This is a genomic window from Arthrobacter sp. Leaf337 (assembly GCF_001423745.1).
GTDB lineage: Bacteria > Actinomycetota > Actinomycetes > Actinomycetales > Micrococcaceae > Arthrobacter.
In genome coordinates this window covers 136,251-151,798 of sequence record NZ_LMPC01000004.1, presented here as the reverse complement: position 1 = coordinate 151,798, position 15,548 = coordinate 136,251, and the positions used below count along the sequence as shown (strand labels likewise).

Annotated in this window: 16 protein-coding genes; 10 read left to right on the top strand and 6 right to left on the bottom strand. The window is 65.6% G+C overall.

Features of this window, described 5'->3' with window-relative positions:
• Nucleotides 1-99 precede the first annotated feature (99 nt).
• The 5 genes from tsf to ASF98_RS05450 all read left to right on the top strand — a co-directional run bounded on the left by tsf (nt 100) and on the right by ASF98_RS05450 (nt 4,070).
• Nucleotides 100-936, top strand: a complete 837-nt coding sequence (gene tsf, locus ASF98_RS05470) for a translation elongation factor Ts (protein ID WP_055798576.1) — start codon at nt 100-102, stop codon at nt 934-936.
• 148 nt (nt 937-1,084) lie between these two features.
• Nucleotides 1,085-1,822 (top strand): UMP kinase, encoded by a 738-nt coding sequence (gene pyrH / locus ASF98_RS05465; protein WP_028272131.1) that lies wholly within the window; start codon nt 1,085-1,087, stop codon nt 1,820-1,822.
• Nucleotides 1,823-1,930: 108 nt separating this feature from the next.
• Entirely contained in the window at nt 1,931-2,488 is a 558-nt protein-coding gene (gene frr, locus ASF98_RS05460) for a ribosome recycling factor (RefSeq protein WP_028272132.1), read from the top strand.
• Nucleotides 2,488-3,408, top strand: coding sequence for a phosphatidate cytidylyltransferase (locus ASF98_RS05455; RefSeq protein ID WP_028272133.1), 921 nt, complete (start codon nt 2,488-2,490; stop codon nt 3,406-3,408). Before frr ends, ASF98_RS05455 begins: the two co-directional genes overlap by 1 nt.
• Nucleotides 3,409-3,485: 77 nt before the next feature.
• Nucleotides 3,486-4,070, top strand: coding sequence for a DivIVA domain-containing protein (locus ASF98_RS05450; protein WP_055798573.1), 585 nt, complete (start codon nt 3,486-3,488; stop codon nt 4,068-4,070).
• Nucleotides 4,071-4,146: 76 nt separating this feature from the next.
• On the opposite strand, the gene ASF98_RS05445 is transcribed toward ASF98_RS05450, so the two are convergent.
• From ASF98_RS05445 to ASF98_RS05430, 4 genes are all read right to left on the bottom strand, one after another.
• Nucleotides 4,147-5,643: a sodium/solute symporter gene (locus ASF98_RS05445; protein ID WP_055798570.1), complete on the bottom strand. Its 1,497-nt coding sequence runs from the start codon at nt 5,641-5,643 to the stop codon at nt 4,147-4,149.
• A gap of 7 nt (nt 5,644-5,650) precedes the next feature.
• The gene (locus tag ASF98_RS05440; RefSeq protein ID WP_055798567.1) at nt 5,651-6,001 is read right to left on the bottom strand and encodes a hypothetical protein; all 351 of its coding nucleotides are present in this window, start codon (nt 5,999-6,001) and stop codon (nt 5,651-5,653) included.
• On the bottom strand, nt 5,998-6,717 hold the full coding sequence (locus ASF98_RS05435; protein WP_055798566.1) for a LytR/AlgR family response regulator transcription factor: 720 nt from the start codon (nt 6,715-6,717) through the stop codon (nt 5,998-6,000). The genes ASF98_RS05440 and ASF98_RS05435 overlap by 4 nt, the downstream gene beginning before the upstream one ends.
• A 66-nt stretch (nt 6,718-6,783) precedes the next feature.
• The gene (locus ASF98_RS05430) at nt 6,784-8,001 is read right to left on the bottom strand and encodes a sensor histidine kinase (RefSeq protein ID WP_055798563.1); all 1,218 of its coding nucleotides are present in this window, start codon (nt 7,999-8,001) and stop codon (nt 6,784-6,786) included.
• Nucleotides 8,002-8,227: 226 nt separating this feature from the next.
• On the opposite strand from ASF98_RS05430, the gene ASF98_RS05425 reads away from it, so the two are divergent.
• Both ASF98_RS05425 and ASF98_RS05420 read left to right on the top strand, forming a co-directional pair.
• Complete coding sequence (locus tag ASF98_RS05425) at nt 8,228-8,608, top strand: DUF485 domain-containing protein (RefSeq protein ID WP_028272139.1); 381 nt, start codon at nt 8,228-8,230, stop codon at nt 8,606-8,608.
• Nucleotides 8,605-10,221, top strand: a complete 1,617-nt coding sequence (locus ASF98_RS05420; RefSeq protein WP_055798558.1) for a solute symporter family protein — start codon at nt 8,605-8,607, stop codon at nt 10,219-10,221. The genes ASF98_RS05425 and ASF98_RS05420 overlap by 4 nt, the downstream gene beginning before the upstream one ends.
• 77 nt (nt 10,222-10,298) lie before the next feature.
• Here ASF98_RS05420 and ASF98_RS23615 read toward each other — a convergent pair whose 3' ends face one another.
• Both ASF98_RS23615 and ASF98_RS05410 read right to left on the bottom strand, forming a co-directional pair.
• On the bottom strand, nt 10,299-11,126 hold the full coding sequence (locus ASF98_RS23615) for a hypothetical protein (RefSeq protein ID WP_082506724.1): 828 nt from the start codon (nt 11,124-11,126) through the stop codon (nt 10,299-10,301).
• A gap of 138 nt (nt 11,127-11,264) precedes the next feature.
• Nucleotides 11,265-11,738 carry an Lrp/AsnC family transcriptional regulator gene (locus ASF98_RS05410; RefSeq protein ID WP_055798555.1) on the bottom strand — a complete coding sequence of 158 codons (474 nt, stop codon included), beginning with the start codon at nt 11,736-11,738 and terminating at the stop codon, nt 11,265-11,267.
• Nucleotides 11,739-11,934: 196 nt separating this feature from the next.
• Between ASF98_RS05410 and pdhA the strand changes: the two genes are divergently transcribed.
• From pdhA to ASF98_RS05395, 3 genes are read left to right on the top strand one after another with little or no spacing between them, the layout of a single operon-like run.
• Nucleotides 11,935-13,113, top strand: coding sequence for a pyruvate dehydrogenase (acetyl-transferring) E1 component subunit alpha (gene pdhA, locus ASF98_RS05405; RefSeq protein ID WP_055798552.1), 1,179 nt, complete (start codon nt 11,935-11,937; stop codon nt 13,111-13,113).
• The gene (locus ASF98_RS05400; protein WP_055798549.1) at nt 13,113-14,123 is read left to right on the top strand and encodes an alpha-ketoacid dehydrogenase subunit beta; all 1,011 of its coding nucleotides are present in this window, start codon (nt 13,113-13,115) and stop codon (nt 14,121-14,123) included. Before pdhA ends, ASF98_RS05400 begins: the two co-directional genes overlap by 1 nt.
• Entirely contained in the window at nt 14,120-15,511 is a 1,392-nt protein-coding gene (locus tag ASF98_RS05395) for a dihydrolipoamide acetyltransferase family protein (RefSeq protein WP_055798546.1), read from the top strand. Before ASF98_RS05400 ends, ASF98_RS05395 begins: the two co-directional genes overlap by 4 nt.
• The last annotated feature ends 37 nt before the right edge of the window (nt 15,512-15,548 follow it).

The window sequence follows — 15,548 nt, the reverse complement described above, 5'->3', positions numbered from 1 at the left end:
CAGCAGCGCCGGAACTGCTGACAGGATGGCCGCTCACTCGGTGAGCTGCCGTCCTGTCAGTCCGTACACCACACAAAATTTCTAGACAGAGGGGTTCACATGGCGAACTACACTGCCGCTGATATCAAGGCTCTGCGTGAGCGCACTGGCGCCGGCATGATGGATGTCAAGAAGGCTCTTGACGAAGCCAACGGTGACGCCGAAAAGGCCATCGAGATCATCCGCATCAAGGGCCTGAAGGGCGCTACCAAGCGTGAAGGCCGCTCCACCGCAGAAGGCCTGGTTGCTGCCAAGGTCGACGGCGGCGTCGGCGTGATGATCGAAGTCAACTGCGAGACCGACTTCGTTGCGAAGGCTGACAAGTTCATCCAGCTCGCCGACAAGGTCCTGGCCGTTGCAGTCGAGTCCGGCGCTGCCGACCTCGAGACCCTGCTGGCAACCGAGGTTGACGGCAAGCCGCTGTCCGAGGTCGTCGTCGAAGAAGGCGCCGTTCTCGGCGAAAAGGTTGTTGTCCGTCGCATCTCCCGTATCGAGGGCGCAACGGTCGACGCTTACCTGCACAAGACCTCCAAGGACCTCCCGGCCCAGGTCGGCGTCCTGTTCGCTGTCGACGGTGAAGGCGAAGCCGCTGCCACCGCAGCCCACGACGTCGCCGTGCACGTCGCCGCGATGTCCCCGAACTACCTCTCCCGCGAGGATGTTCCGGCCGAGCTCGTCGAGTCCGAGCGTCGCATCGCCGAGGAGACGGCCAAGGCTGAAGGCAAGCCCGAGGCTGCAATGACCAAGATTGTGGAAGGCCGTGTCACGGGCTTCTACAAGGGCGAGGTCCTCCTCGACCAGGCATTCGCCAAGGATGCCAAGAAGTCTGTCGCGCAGGTCCTCGAAGAGGCCGGCGTCAAGGGCACCGCGTTCACGCGTTTCCGCGTCGGTTCCTAGTTAGACACGCAAAGGGGTGGTCACTTCGGTGGCCGCCCCTTTTGCATGCAACCGCTGCCTTAAGGGCTGCACCTATGGCCGGGGGGAATGACACCTTTGGCCATCCGGCACGATAACCTAGCTCAGAGCTCATTTACGGGAAGGCACCATGGAAACCGTCAACAATTCTGTCCAGTCAGAGAAGAGCCGGCGTCGCGTCCTCCTGAAACTCTCCGGCGAGGTCTTCGGCGGCGGAAAGCTGGGCGTGGACCCGGACACCGTCCGCGGGGTCGCCAAGCAGATCGCCGCAGCAGTACCCGACGTCGAGGTTGCCATCGTTGTGGGCGGCGGTAACTTTTTCCGCGGCGCCGAACTGTCCCAGAGCGGCATGGACCGGTCCCGCGCCGACTATATGGGCATGCTGGGTACCGTGATGAACTGCCTGGCCCTCCAGGACTTCCTGGAACAGGCCGGCGTCGAGACCCGCGTGCAGAGCGCCATCACCATGGGCCAGGTGGCTGAGGCATATATCCCGCGCCGCGCCATCCGCCACATGGAAAAGGGCCGCGTCGTGATTTTCGGCGCAGGTGCCGGACTGCCGTACTTTTCCACCGACACCGTGGCTGCCCAGCGTGCGCTGGAAGTGCATGCCGACGTCGTCCTGATGGCAAAAAGCGGAGTGGACGGCGTCTACACCGCCGACCCCAAGAAGGATCCGGGCGCCGAGAAACTGGACCGCCTAAGCTACGATGACGCACTGCGCCGTGACATCCGCGTGATGGACCAGACCGCCATGACCATGTGCAAGGACAACAACCTCACCATGGTGGTGTTCGGCATGGAAGGCGAAGGCAACGTGACCCGGGCGATCCGCGGAGAGCAGCTGGGCACCGTAGTCACCCCCTAGTAACAGCTAGGATGATTTGAGGAAGGCCGGCCCGCAGGGCGGGCCGCAAAGACGGAACGAACCGTGCATTCCGGCCAGCCGGAATGCACCAATTTCTGAGGAGAGACCGTGATCGAAGAGACCTTGCTCGAAGCCGGGGACAAGATGGACAAGGCAGTCGAGGTAGCCAAGGAAGACTTCGCCTCGATCCGGACCGGCCGCGCTACGCCAGGACTCTACAACCGGGTGCTGGTGGACTACTACGGTTCACCCACCCCGCTGCAGCAGCTGGCATCGTTCGCCGTTCCCGACGCGCGGACCATCCTGATCACCCCCTTCGACAAGACGGCCCTGCGCGACATCGAGCGGGCCCTCAGCGACTCCGAGGTGGGCGCAAACCCGTCCAACGACGGCAACGTCATCCGGATCACCATTCCGGAGCTGACCAAGGAACGCCGCAAGGAATACGTCAAGATCGTCAAAGCAAAGGGCGAGGACGCCAAGGTGTCCATCCGGAACATCCGCCGCAAGGCGAAGGAAACCCTGGACAAGCTGGTCAAGGACGGCGAAGCAGGCGAGGACGAGGGCGCGCGCGGCGAGAAGGAACTCGACGCCATGACCAAATCGCACGTTGACGGCATCGACGACCTGCTCAAGCGCAAGGAAGCCGAGCTGCTCGAGGTCTGATGGATCAGGCACAGCAGGCGCCCGGACCCAGGGTCCGGGCCCGGGGGAAGCAGCGCTCCAACCCAACGCCCAAGGCCGGCAGGAATCTTCCGGCCGCCACCGTGGTGGGTCTTGCAATGCTTTTCGCCGTATTGGGGGGTCTCCTGTTCCTGCCGCTCGGATTTGTGCTGGTCACCACCACCTTCGCGGTGTTCGGCGTCTGGGAGATCTTCCGTGCCCTTGAAGTAAGCGGAACCCGCCTGCCCATCGTTCCGGTGATGGTGGGCACGGTGGGTATGCCGCTGGCTGCCTACTTCGGCGGACTGGAGAGCCTGCTGTTTGCGCTGCTGGCCAGCAGTGTGGCGGTGCTGTTGTGGCGGACCATTGAGAGTGCCGCCGGATCAGCCCGCAGCATCTTTGCCGGCGTCTTTACGCTGGCCTGGGTGCCGTTCTTCATCAGCTTCGCGATCCTGCCGCTGCACGGGGTGGGAAGCGTGACACCGGTGGGCCTGTGGCCGGGCGGCGTGATTCCGGCCGGCGCGTGGCAGATCGCCACCATGCTCCTGCTGGTCGTTTCCAACGACACCTTCGGCTATCTTGTCGGGGCGTCCTTCGGGAAGCACCCCATGGCGCCCAAGATCAGCCCCAAGAAGTCGTGGGAAGGGTTCGCCGGATCCATCGCCGGCGCCATTGCCGTGGGTGTCCTGGCCTGCATTTTCCTGCTGGACAAGCCCTGGTGGGTCGGTGTGGTGCTGGCCGTGGGCATGGTGGCCGCGGCCACCATCGGCGACCTCTCCGAATCCATGGTCAAACGGGAACTCGGTATCAAGGACATGAGCAGCATCCTGCCCGGCCACGGCGGTGTGATGGACCGCCTGGACTCAATCGTCTTCGCCTCGCCGGCAGCGTTTATCCTGTTCACAGCTGTTTCGGGAGCCTGAGGCCTCCTGCCCGGCAACAGATCCGCACCTTAGACTGGTGCGGAGCAAAACAGCTGAACAGCACTGAAGGAAGCAAAGTGACAGTGGACATTCAACGGCAGATACCTGCGTCATTTGACCGCGTGCAGCGGAATGAATACGGCTACAACGCCAAGCAAGTGGACGAGTTCCTCCAGCGGGCGCGGGTTTCGTTCGAGAATGCGGGAGCAGCAGGACGGGATGTCAAGAGCGCCGACGTCCGCGCCGTCTGCTTCGATCCTGTCAAGGGCGGCTACGCCGCGGCCGGCGTCGACGCGGCCCTGGACCGCCTGGAGGACGCCTTCGCACGGCGGGAGCGGGATGAGCTTATCGCGGCCCGCGGCGAGGAAGCCTGGCTCCGTGAAATCGGCAAGCTGTCCGGTCTGCTGCGGGGAAGGCTGCACCGTCGCGACGGTGAGCGGTTCCGCCGGCCCGCAGGCAGCCGGGGCCGGAGTTACAACACCGTGGACGTGGACAACCTGTGCCACGACCTCATCGGCTACCTCGAGTCGGACCAGCCGCTCAGCGTCGATAATGTCCGCCGCGCGGTCTTCCGTCAGGCCAAGGGCAAGGACGGTTACGAAGAAACCCAGGTGGACGCCTTCCTGGACCGCGTGGTCGAGCTTATGGCAGCCATCGACTGACCGTTTTGCGGCCGGTTTGTGACCGGCGGTCCGTAGCGGCCGTAGCGCTGCTGGCGGTCCTGTAGTCCTTTCGGTTCTAGCGGTCGGAGGCTCCCTGCCGTTCAGTGGCCAGCGGGCGTTCCGGCGTGTGCAGCCTGGTCATCACCTTCGTGAGCGTCCTCGGCACGCGCCCCTTGGTGGCACGGGAGACCAGGACCATCACGGCGAACGCCGCCGGGACCGTCCAGGCTGCCGGTTGTGCCAGCCACTGCGGCATCGCGGCGCCGGAGGCGGCCGGACCGGACAGGGCGCCTGCAACCAGGGCGCCGCCGCACAGGACGCCCCCAGTCACCATCCCGGCGATGGCTCCGGCGTCCGTGAGGCCGCGCCACCAGATCCCCAGCAGCAGGGCGGGGCAGATGGTTGAGGCCGTGAACGCGAACACGAGGCCCACGCTGCCCGCCAGTGCCAGTGAATCGGTCATAAACGCGAAGCCCAGCGGAACAGTCGCCGAAATCAGCGCGGCCAGGCGGAAGCCGCGGACGCTCCCGCCCAGGACGTCCTGGCTGATGACGCCTGCGAGCGAGACCACCAGCCCTGAGGTGGTGGACAGGAAGGCCGCGAACGCTCCCGCCACCACGAGTGCTGAGAGCATGTCCCCGGCCGGGCCGCCGATCAGCCGCCCGGGCAGGAGCAGGACCAGCGCATCGGACCGGCCGCCCTGGGCCAGGCCCGGGGCGAACATTCGCCCGAGCAGTCCGTAGGCGGTGGGAAAGAGATAGAACACGGAGAGCAGCCCCAGCACGATCAGGGTGGTGCGGCGGGCCGACTGTCCGTCAGGGTTGGTATAGAACCGCACCAGGACGTGCGGCAGCCCCAGCGTGCCAAAGAGCAGCGCCACCAGCAGCGAGATGTTCTGGTAGGGCCCGGTGGGCGCCAGCCCGGTGGGGTTCGTGTTGGCTTCGGCCAGGGCCGGTGTCCCGTTGCCCGCCAGCACGAGGGCGATGAACACAATGGGCACCGCCAGGGCCGTGAGCTTCAGCCAGTACTGGAACGCCTGCACAAAAGTGATGGAGCGCATCCCGCCGGCCACCACCGTCAGGCACACCACTATGACTACCGCTACGGATCCCACCCAGGACGGAAGCCCGGTGGTGATGCGGATCGTCAGGGCTGCGCCGTGTAGTTGCGGCACGATGTAGAGCCAGCCCACCACCACGACCACCAAGCTGGTGACCCGGCGGACTGCCCGTGAATCCAGCCGCACTTCGGTGAAATCCGGAATCGTGTAGGCCCCGGAGCGGCGGAGGGGAGCGGCAACAAAGAGCAGCAGCATCAGGTAACCCGCGGTGTAGCCGATGGGAAACCAGAGTGCGTCCGTGCCGGAGAGGAGGACCAGGCCGGCCACGCCCAGGAAACTCGCGGCAGAGAGGTATTCGCCGCCGATCGCCGAAGCATTCCACCATGGCCGGACCGTCCGCGATGCCACGTAGAAGTCGCCCGTGGTGCGTGAAATCCGCAATCCGTAGAACCCGACGACGGCGGTGGCCACGGAAACGGCAACGAACGCCGCGATGCCGACCACCGGGTTCACTGCCGCGTCACCTGTCCTCCGCCAGGTCCCGGTATCGGGCCTCGTTGCGGGTTGCCGTCCGGATGAAAAGCCACGCGCTCAGCCCGATCACCGGATATATCCCGGCTCCGAGAAGGAGCCAGCCGAAGGGCAGGCCCGCGATCTTCGCTTCGGCAAGCCCGGGAACTAGTCCCAGCATGAGGGGAAACGCCAGCAGGATCAGTAGGAAGCCGGCGGCCACCACGAGGGACAGGCGCAGCTGGGAGCGGATCAGGGACCGGACGAACACCTGGCCCACATCGGATTCTTCGGCGGCCACACGCGAATCCATCACCGGCTTGGCCTCGGACCTGGGCGCCGTTACCTTGACGCGGGTCATGCCTGCGGCCGGATCCGGGTGGTTTCCAGTTTCTCCCGGACCGACGGCAGGTGGCGGCGGCTGATCGGCAGTTCGGCTCCTGCCACCGTGACTGTAGGCCGCGCTGCGGCAAGCTTCATGTGGCTTACGTGATTGAGCGCAATGAGGTAGGACCGGTGCGTGCGGAGGAAGCCGGCCTCTGCCCACTGCTGCTCCAGATCGGCCAGCGGGACGCGGATGAGATAGCTGGCTTCCGCCGTGTGCAGCCGGGCGTAGTCGCCCTGGGCCTGGACGTACGTGACGTCGTCGCGCCGGATCATCCGCGTGGTGCCGCCGAGGTCCACCGTGATCATCTCCGGCGGTGCTCCGCCGTCTTTCATCAGTTCGCTGATGCGGCCCACGGACCTTGCCAGGCGCTCGGCCCGCACGGGCTTCAGCAAGTAGTCGACGGCAGCGAGTTCGAAGGCTTCAAGCGCGCACTCCTCATCCGCCGTCACGAAGACGACGGCCGGGGGATTGCTGCTCCGGGAAATAGCGCGGGCAATGTCCAAGCCGGACAAGGCGGGCATGTGGATGTCCAAAAACACCGCGTCCACCGTCTCGGCGTCCAGGACCCGGAGTGCCTCGGCCCCGGACGATGCCCGGTGGATGGCTCCGATCCGGTCGTCCCGGCCCAGCAGGAATGCCAGTTCCTCTACGGCAGGCAGCTCGTCGTCGGCGACGAGGACGTTAATCATGGTTCTAGGTTAGCCCCGAGACGCCCATGCCCGCGTCAGGACCATGGTCCGCGGACACCAGCCCGCTCACGCGTCGTGGCTTGGCTGTGACTTGGGAACGCGCATGGTGATCAGTGTTCCCTCGCCGGGCGCCGTCTCGATGACCAGGCCGTTGTCCTCGCCGTAGACCTGCCGGAGCCGGGCGTCCACGTTCCGCAGCCCCACATGGTCCCCGTCGCTGTGCCCGGCCAGCATCGACCGCAGCTGTTCGGGATCCATCCCCACGCCGTCGTCCTCGATGGTTACCTCCGCGAAGGCACCGGAATCGTTCGCTGCAATGGTGATGTGGCCCGGACCTTCCTTGGCCTCCAGGCCGTGCCGGACGGCGTTTTCGACGAGGGGCTGCAGGCTCAGGAACGGGATCACCGTGCTCAGCACCTCGGGTGCGATCCGCAGGCTCACCTGGACGCGGTCGCCGAACCGCGCGCGTTCCAGCAGCAGGTAACGGTCGATGCAGCGGAGCTCTTCGGCAAGGGTGGTGAAGTCCCCGTGGCGGCGAAAGGAGTAGCGGGTGAAGTCGGCAAATTCCACCACCAGTTCCCTGGCCCGGACGGGGTCGGTGTTGATGAACGACGCGATGGCGTTGAGGGAGTTGTAGATAAAGTGCGGGCTGATCTGGGCGCGGAGGGCGCGGACCTCGGCCTCCATCAGGAGGGTGCGTGAGGCGTCGAGTTCGGCGAGTTCGACCTGGGCCGCCACCCAGTCGGCCACTTCGCCCGTGGCCCTGACCAGGCCGGCCCCCGCGGACGGCGCAAAGGCCGCCACAACGCCCACCACGCGCGCGCCGGCCTTGATCGGGGCAATGACCACTGCACGTTCGATGTCGGGCGTGATCGGGCCGGAGGCGGTGTCGCCGGCGAGCATCAGCAGCTCACCTGCCGGGATCACTGCCGTGTGGCCGCCGTCGAGCACCTTGGCGGCAAGTCCCATCAGGGATGGTTTCAGCCCCTCGGCGGCGCCGTCCCAGGCGAGCACCCCCGAGGTGTCGGTGATGGCCAGGGCATCGCAGCCCAGGATGGTGCGAAGCTGCCGGCTCGCTTTCGCCGCGCCTGCAGGGTTCAGCCCGGTACGCAGGTGCTGGCCGGCCCGGGAAGCCGCGTGCAGGGTCTTGTAGGTGGCCCGTTCCGCGTCCGTGCCGAGCTCACGGAAGGACCGCAGGACTTTGAGGCCCACGCCGACGACGACGGCGATCGCCATGGCGATCACGGCGATCGCGGCGGCGGTGAACAACGGGGAGTCCGGCATGGGCCCAGCGTATCGCGGCACTCGCCGGGCCGCTGCCCGGAGCCCTTCGGACCCTGCTTGAGGCACCGTTGAGCGCAGCATCAGGACCGCTGAGCGACGGCCCTGCGGGCTTCTCTGGAATGTAAGCACCATCACGGGGCACAGTGATTGCAGTCACATTGGCTGGGACTGTCTGTGGGAGGCAGGGGCAGCAGGTGTGGACGGCAAGTCTCAATGAGGAGGAATGATGGGTAACGATGCCCCAACTCCGGACGCAGCGGCGTCCGTGGACTTCAAGCAAGTCCAGTCGACCAAGCAGTTCCAGGAACTGCGCAAGCGTCACCGCAGCTTTGTCTTTCCGATGGCCGTTGCGTTCCTGCTCTGGTATTTCGCATACGTCCTCCTGGCCGACTACGCGGTCGGCTTCATGTCCACGAAAGTCTGGGGCAACATCAACATCGGGCTGATCCTGGGCCTGCTGCAGTTCGTTTCCACGTTCGCCATCACCGGCTGGTACGTGAGCTACTCCAACCGGCGGCTCGATCCCATTGCGGCCGAAATCCGCCACGAAATCGAAGGCCACGAGTTCGACAAGGAAGGCAACAAAATCAGCGGGGTAACGAAATGACGCTTATGGTTCCCGCAGTAAACGTTGCGGATCTCAAGGACACCACCCTGCTGAACATGGGCATCTTCGGCCTGTTCGTGGCCATAACCATGGTCATCGTGATCAAGGCCAGCCGCAATAACAAGACGGCGGCAGACTACTACGCCGCCGGACGCTCCTTCACTGGTCCGCAGAACGGCACCGCCATCGCCGGCGACTACCTCTCGGCGGCCTCGTTTCTGGGGATCACCGGCGCCATCGCCATCAACGGCTACGACGGCTTCATGTACTCCATCGGCTTCCTGGTCGCCTGGCTGGTCGCCCTGCTCCTCGTCGCCGAACTGCTCCGCAACACCGGCAAGTTCACCATGGCCGATGTGCTCTCCTTCCGGCTCAAGCAGCGCCCGGTGCGCATCGCGGCAGCCATCTCCACCCTTGCGGTCTGCTTCTTCTACCTGCTGGCGCAGATGGCCGGAGCCGGCAGCCTGATCTCCTTGCTCCTCGGCATCAGCGACTGGGGCGGACAGGCCCTGGTGATCATCGTCGTCGGCGCCCTGATGATCATGTACGTACTGATCGGCGGCATGAAGGGCACCACCTGGGTGCAGATCATCAAGGCCATGCTGCTGATTGCCGGCGCCGCCGTGATGACCTTCTGGGTCCTCGCCATCTACGGCTTCAACCTCTCCGACCTGCTGGGCGGGGCGGTGGAAACCTCAGGCAACCCGAACATGCTCAACCCGGGCCTGCAGTATGGCAAGACCGAGACCTCCAAGCTTGACTTCATGTCCCTGGGCCTGGCGCTCGTGCTCGGCACCGCGGCCCTGCCCCACGTGCTGATGCGCTTCTACACGGTTCCCACCGCCAAGGAAGCCCGCAAGTCCGTGGTCTGGTCCATCTGGCTGATCGGCCTGTTCTACCTGTTCACCCTGGTCCTGGGGTACGGCGCCGCGGCACTGGTCGGCGCGGACACCATCAAGAGTGCCCCGGGCGGCGTCAACTCGGCCGCACCGCTGCTGGCGTTCCACCTCGGCGGGCCGCTGCTGCTCGGCTTCATCTCCGCGGTGGCCTTCGCCACCATCCTGGCCGTCGTCGCCGGACTTACCATCACCGCGGCGGCATCGTTCGCCCACGACATCTACGCCAGCGTTATCGCCAAGGGGAAGGCCGACGCCGACACCGAGGTCAAGGTGGCGCGGCGCACCGTGGTGGTCATCGGGCTTCTGGCTATTGCGGGCGGCATCTTCGCCAACGGCCAGAACGTGGCGTTCCTTGTCGCGCTCGCCTTCGCGGTAGCCGCATCGGCCAACCTGCCCACCATCGTGTACTCGCTGTTCTGGCGTAAGTTCACCACCCAGGGCGCAATCTGGAGCATGTACGGCGGGCTGGGCTCGGCGATCATCCTGATTGCCCTGTCGCCGGTGGTCTCGGGTGCCAAGACGTCCATGATCCCGGGTGCCAACTTCGCGATCTTCCCGCTGAGCAACCCCGGCATCGTCTCCATCCCGCTCGCGTTCTTCCTGGGCTGGCTCGGTTCGGTGCTGGACAAGAAGCTGGAAGACACCACCAAGCAGGCCGAAATGGAAGTACGTTCCCTGACCGGCGTAGGCGCCGAGAAGGCCGTGGACCACTAGTCCCTGCCGGTTGACACGAAAAACAGGAGCTCCCGCGAAAACTGCGGGAGCTCCTGTTTTGTGTTTGAACCTTGGGATCAGGCCTTGGGCCGGAGCTTGATGTTGATCATCTTCATGTCCTTGTTGCCGTCGAAGCGGTAGGCCAGGTCCACTTCCTTGCCGTCGCAGCTGATGACCCCTGCGACGTCGGCAGCGTTATTGCCGTTTTCCGTGCTGACCTTGAGGTCGTTGTAGCTCGGTTTGCAGGTACCGTCCAGCTTGAGGCTTTGGACGCCGGCGGCGAATTCTTCCTTCGAGAGCTTGTCCTGAAGGGCGGGGTCGAGGAAGTCGTCGTAGGCGGCGTCGGTGTCCCCGGCGATGACGAGCTTTGTAAAATCGTCCGCCAGCCCTTTGGCTTTCGCGGTGGCGCCACCCACGAGGTTAAGCAGCAGCGCCACACCCACGACGGCGAGGAGCACGACTCCGCCCAGGATGATCCACAGTTTCCTGCGGTTCCTGGCCGGCGGCTGCTGGCCGGGAGCGCCGTAAGGCCCGGGGACGGCAGGAGCGCCGTACGGGGAGCCTTCGTACTGCGGATGGCCGCCCTGCGGGGTTCCGTATTGCGGCTGCCCGGCAAGGGGATCCGTGGGCGGCGGCGGTCCGTACTGTGGCTGTCCGTGCTGCGGCTGCCCGTAGTCGGGGGTTCCGTAGTGCGGAGTCCCGTAATGAGGAGCGGATGGCTGCTGGCCGGAGGGTTCATACGGCGGAAGGGGCGGCTGCCCGGGGACTTCCGGTTGAGGGCCGCCTGGCTGAGGGGTGCCTTGTTGGGGTTCGGCGCGCGGCGGGACGGGAGGTGGCTGCTGCCGCCGACGGCCCACGCCGGGGCCCGGTTCGGCAGGCTGGTACGGTTCCTGAGGATTGCTCAAGATCAAGCCTTTCCGGCAGCCGGCCTGGCCACTGCCTGATTGCACGGACCGGTCACGGCCGCGATTCATTCAACTGCACCCAGCCTATAACCCCGCGCCCTTAGCCCGGGCGCGTCACCGGCCCCGGGGCGCCTCACCTCACCCTTCGGCGTGGCCCCGCTCGAGCAGCGGCTGGACCCGGAAGGGGATCAGCTCTCCCATGGCGAGGGCGGTGTCCGTCCGGTCCACTCCTTCACAGGCCAGGATCTTGCCGTTGATCCGGAAGAGGTCCTCGGCGTCCAGTGCCACCACCCGCAGCAGAAGGTCGGCGGAACCTGTCAGCCCGTAGCCTTCCAGGATTTCCGGGATGCCGGCGAGGTCCACCGCCAACTGGCCCAGCTTCTGCTGCTGTACATGGACGGAGATGAACGCCATCAGCGGGTATCCCAGCGCCGCAGGATTGATGCGCCGTTCGAAGGACAGGAAGACGTGCTTCTTCTCCAGCTGGGCCAGCCGGGCCTGCACGGTGTTGCGCGAGAGCCCAAGCTTCTGCGCCAAGGCCACCACCGTCCGCTTCGGGTCCTTGGCGAGGGCGGAAAGGAGCCGGGTGTCGGTGCCATCCAAAGCTTGCATAATGCGCAAGATTAGCACGACAGATGCCACCGGGGCAGTGCATTCTGCTCAGTTTTATCCATGGTGGTTGTACCCAATGAGCATTGTGAGTATCGTCACAATTATCCGGGGCAACGGCGCCCGGGCGGCTGGCGTGCACGGGGATCACGAGTTCCCTGAGCGCCGGTGACACGACGTATGAAGGTTGCGTGCAACTGTGTTTACAGACGAGTTGGGTCAGGGCGGCAACGCCGCCGGTGGCCCGGACAACAGTGCAGGACATCACAGCGGGACGGGCGAGAGCCTGGTCCAACTCATCACTCCGGGGGGTGAACGCGTCAGTCATCCGCAGTACGACGCCTGGGTCCGGGAGGTCACTGATGAGCAGCTAGGTTCCCTTTATGAGGACATGGTGGTCATCCGGCGGATCGATACCGAAGCCACCGCCCTCCAGCGCCAGGGGGAGCTCGGCCTGTGGCCGCCGCTCCTGGGGCAGGAGGCCTCCCAGGTTGGTTCCGCGAGGGCGCTCCGCGACGATGACTTCGTGTTTTCCAGTTACCGCGAGAACGGTGTTGCTTACTGCCGCGGCGTGGACCTGGCCGACATCCTCAAGGTGTGGCGGGGCAATGCGTCGTCGGGCTGGGATCCGTACACCGTCAACATGGCCACTCCGCAGATCATCATCGGAGCCCAGACCCTTCATGCCACGGGCTACGCCATGGGCATCCAAAATGACGGCGCAGACTCCGTGGCCGTCACGTACTTCGGCGACGGCGCCACCAGCGAGGGGGACGTCAACGAGGCCATGGTCTTCGCCGCCAGCTTCCAGTCCCCGGTGATCTTCTTTTGCCAGAACAACCACTGGGCCATCTCCGAGCCGGTCCGCCTGCAGTCCCACATCAGGATCGCCGACCGTGCGGCAGGGTTCGGGATTCCGAGCGTCCAGGTTGATGGCAACGACGTGCTTGCGGTGATGGCGGCCACCCGCGAGGCAATCGAACGGGCCCGCCACGGCGGCGGCCCGACGTTCATCGAAGCGGTCACATACCGGATGGGTCCGCACACGACTGCCGACGATCCCACGCGGTACCGGGATGCCAACGAACTGGAAGACTGGGCGGCCAAGGACCCGATTGCCCGGGTCAAGGGCCTGCTGGAACGTAAGGGACTCCTCACGGAGCAGCTCGAGGCCCAGGTGGCTGCCAAGGCCGACGCCGTTGCCCGGGAGCTGCGGGCCGGTTGCATCAACATGCCGGATCCGCAGCCGCTGGACATCTTCAAGCACGTCTACAGCACCCCCAACTCCTGGCTGGACCGCCAGGAGGACCACTACTCCCGTTACCTGGCTTCCTTCGGCGATCCCGCGGGTGCCAACTCTGAAGAAGGTGCTCGCTGATGACCCAGATGACCTTTGCCCGGGCAATTAACTCCGGCCTCCGAAAGTCCCTCGAAAACGACCCCAAAGTCATCCTGATGGGCGAGGACATCGGCACCCTCGGCGGCGTCTTCCGCGTGACCGACGGTTTGCAGAAGGACTTCGGCAAGCACCGCGTGGTGGACACCCCGCTCGCCGAATCTGCCATCATGGGCACCGCCGTCGGCCTTGCCTACCGCGGCTACCGGCCAGTGGTGGAGATCCAGTTCGACGGGTTCATCTATCCGGCGTTCGACCAGATCGTGTCCCAAGTGGCCAAGATCCACTACCGCACGCAGGGCGACGTCAAGATGCCCATCACCGTGCGCGTTCCCTTTGGCGGCGGCATCGGATCCCCGGAACACCACTCCGAGTCGCCCGAGGCGTACTTCACCCACACGTCCGGCCTCCGCGTGGTCAGCGTTTCCAACCCGCAGGACGCACACACCATGATCCAGCAGGCCATTGCCTGCGACGATCCCGTGCTGTTCTTCGAGCCGAAGCGCCGCTATCACGACAAGGGCGAAGTCGATGAGTCGATCGATCCCGCCACTGCGCTGTCAATGGAGAAGGCCCGGGTAGTCGCCGAAGGCAAGGACGTCACGCTCGTCGCCTACGGTCCGCTGGTCAAGACTGCGAAGGACGCCGCCCTGGCCGCAGCGGACGAAGGCGTTTCGATTGAGGTCATCGACCTGCGCTCGCTGGCGCCGGTGGACTTCGCCACGCTGGAGGCCTCGGTGCGCAAGACGGGACGGCTCGTGATTACGCACGAGGCCGGGCAGTCCGGCGGGCTCGGTGCCGAAGTGGCCGCGAGCATCACCGAACGCTGCTTCTACCACCTCGAAGCCGCCCCGGTCCGGGTCACCGGCTTCGACGTCCCGTACCCGTATTCGAAACTTGAAATGCATCATCTTCCGGGTCTGGACAGAATCCTTGACGGTGTGGACCGTGCCCTGGGCCGTCCCAACTCCCTCAGCGGGCTGGAAGGATGAGCGCCGCCATGATCAAGGAATTCAGGCTCCCGGACCTCGGCGAGGGGCTGACGGAATCGGAAATCCTCAGCTGGAAAGTGGCTGTGGGCGATACCGTGGCGTTGAACCAGGTCATTGCTGAAGTGGAAACGGCCAAGGCCGTCGTCGAACTGCCGTCGCCGTTCGCCGGTGTGATCACCGCCCTCCACGAGCAGCCGGGAACCGTGGTGGAAGTAGGCAAGCCGATCGTTTCCTTCGAGGTTGAAGGTGACGACGGCGGGCCGTCCACCGGCGGCCCGGCTCCGGCCGGAACCGGCAAGCGGGAACCCAACCTCGTGGGGTACGGCGCCGTCGTCGAAAGTTCCGGCCGTCCGGCACGGCGTGCACGTGCGTTCGCTGCGCCGGTGGCTGAACCGGTCGAAACCACGGCCCCGGCTGCGCCGGTGGTCGAGCCGGTAGAAACCCGGGCCACGGCTGCGCCGGTGGTCGAGCCGGTAGAAACCCGGGCCACGGCCGAACGTCCGCGGTCCACGCCGCCGGTTCGGAAGCTGGCGAAGGATCTTGGCGTTGAGCTCATGGCAGTGACCGGCACCGGCGCGGGCGGGTTGATCACACGCGACGACGTGCGGAACTTCGTTGGCGGGGGAGACCTCCCTGCGGCTGCGCGGGCTCTGGCCGGAGCGGGTGAGGGAACCCGGACCGCGGGGGAGCGCGAAACGCGGACGCCGATCAAGGGGGTCCGCAAGCTGACGGCCGCGGCGATGGTGTCGAGTGCGTTCACGGCACCGCATGCCACGGAATTCCTGACTGTTGACGTCACGCCCACCATGGAATTGCTGGCACGGCTCAAGGCAAGCCGGGCTTTTGAGGGCTTCAAGCTGACGCCGCTGACGCTTGTGGCCAAGGCATTGCTGATCGCCCTCCGCCGCCAGCCGTCGCTGAATTCGCGGTGGGACGAAGCGAGCCAGGAGATCGTGCAGTTCAACTACGTGAACCTTGGCATCGCCGCGGCCACTCCCCGGGGACTGACCGTACCGAACATCAAGGACGCCGACCGGCTGTCCCTGACCGAGCTGTCCACGGCGCTTACGGCTCTGACCGAGACCGCCCGCGCGGGCAAGACCAGCCCGGCCGAGCTCTCCGGCGGCACCATCTCCATCACGAACATCGGAGTTTTCGGCATCGATGCCGGCACGCCGATCCTCAACCCGGGCGAAGCGGCCATCCTCGCCATGGGCGCCGTGCGGAAGATGCCCTGGGAGTACAAGGATGAAGTGGCGCTTCGCCAGGTCATGACCCTGAGCCTGTCCTTCGACCACAGGCTGGTCGACGGCGAACAGGGGTCACGCTTCCTGGCGGACATCGGGGCGATCCTCGCGGACCCGGGCATGGTCCTGGCAATGGTTTAGCCAATCCACAAAAAACTGCCGGCCGCGTCTTCCGAAA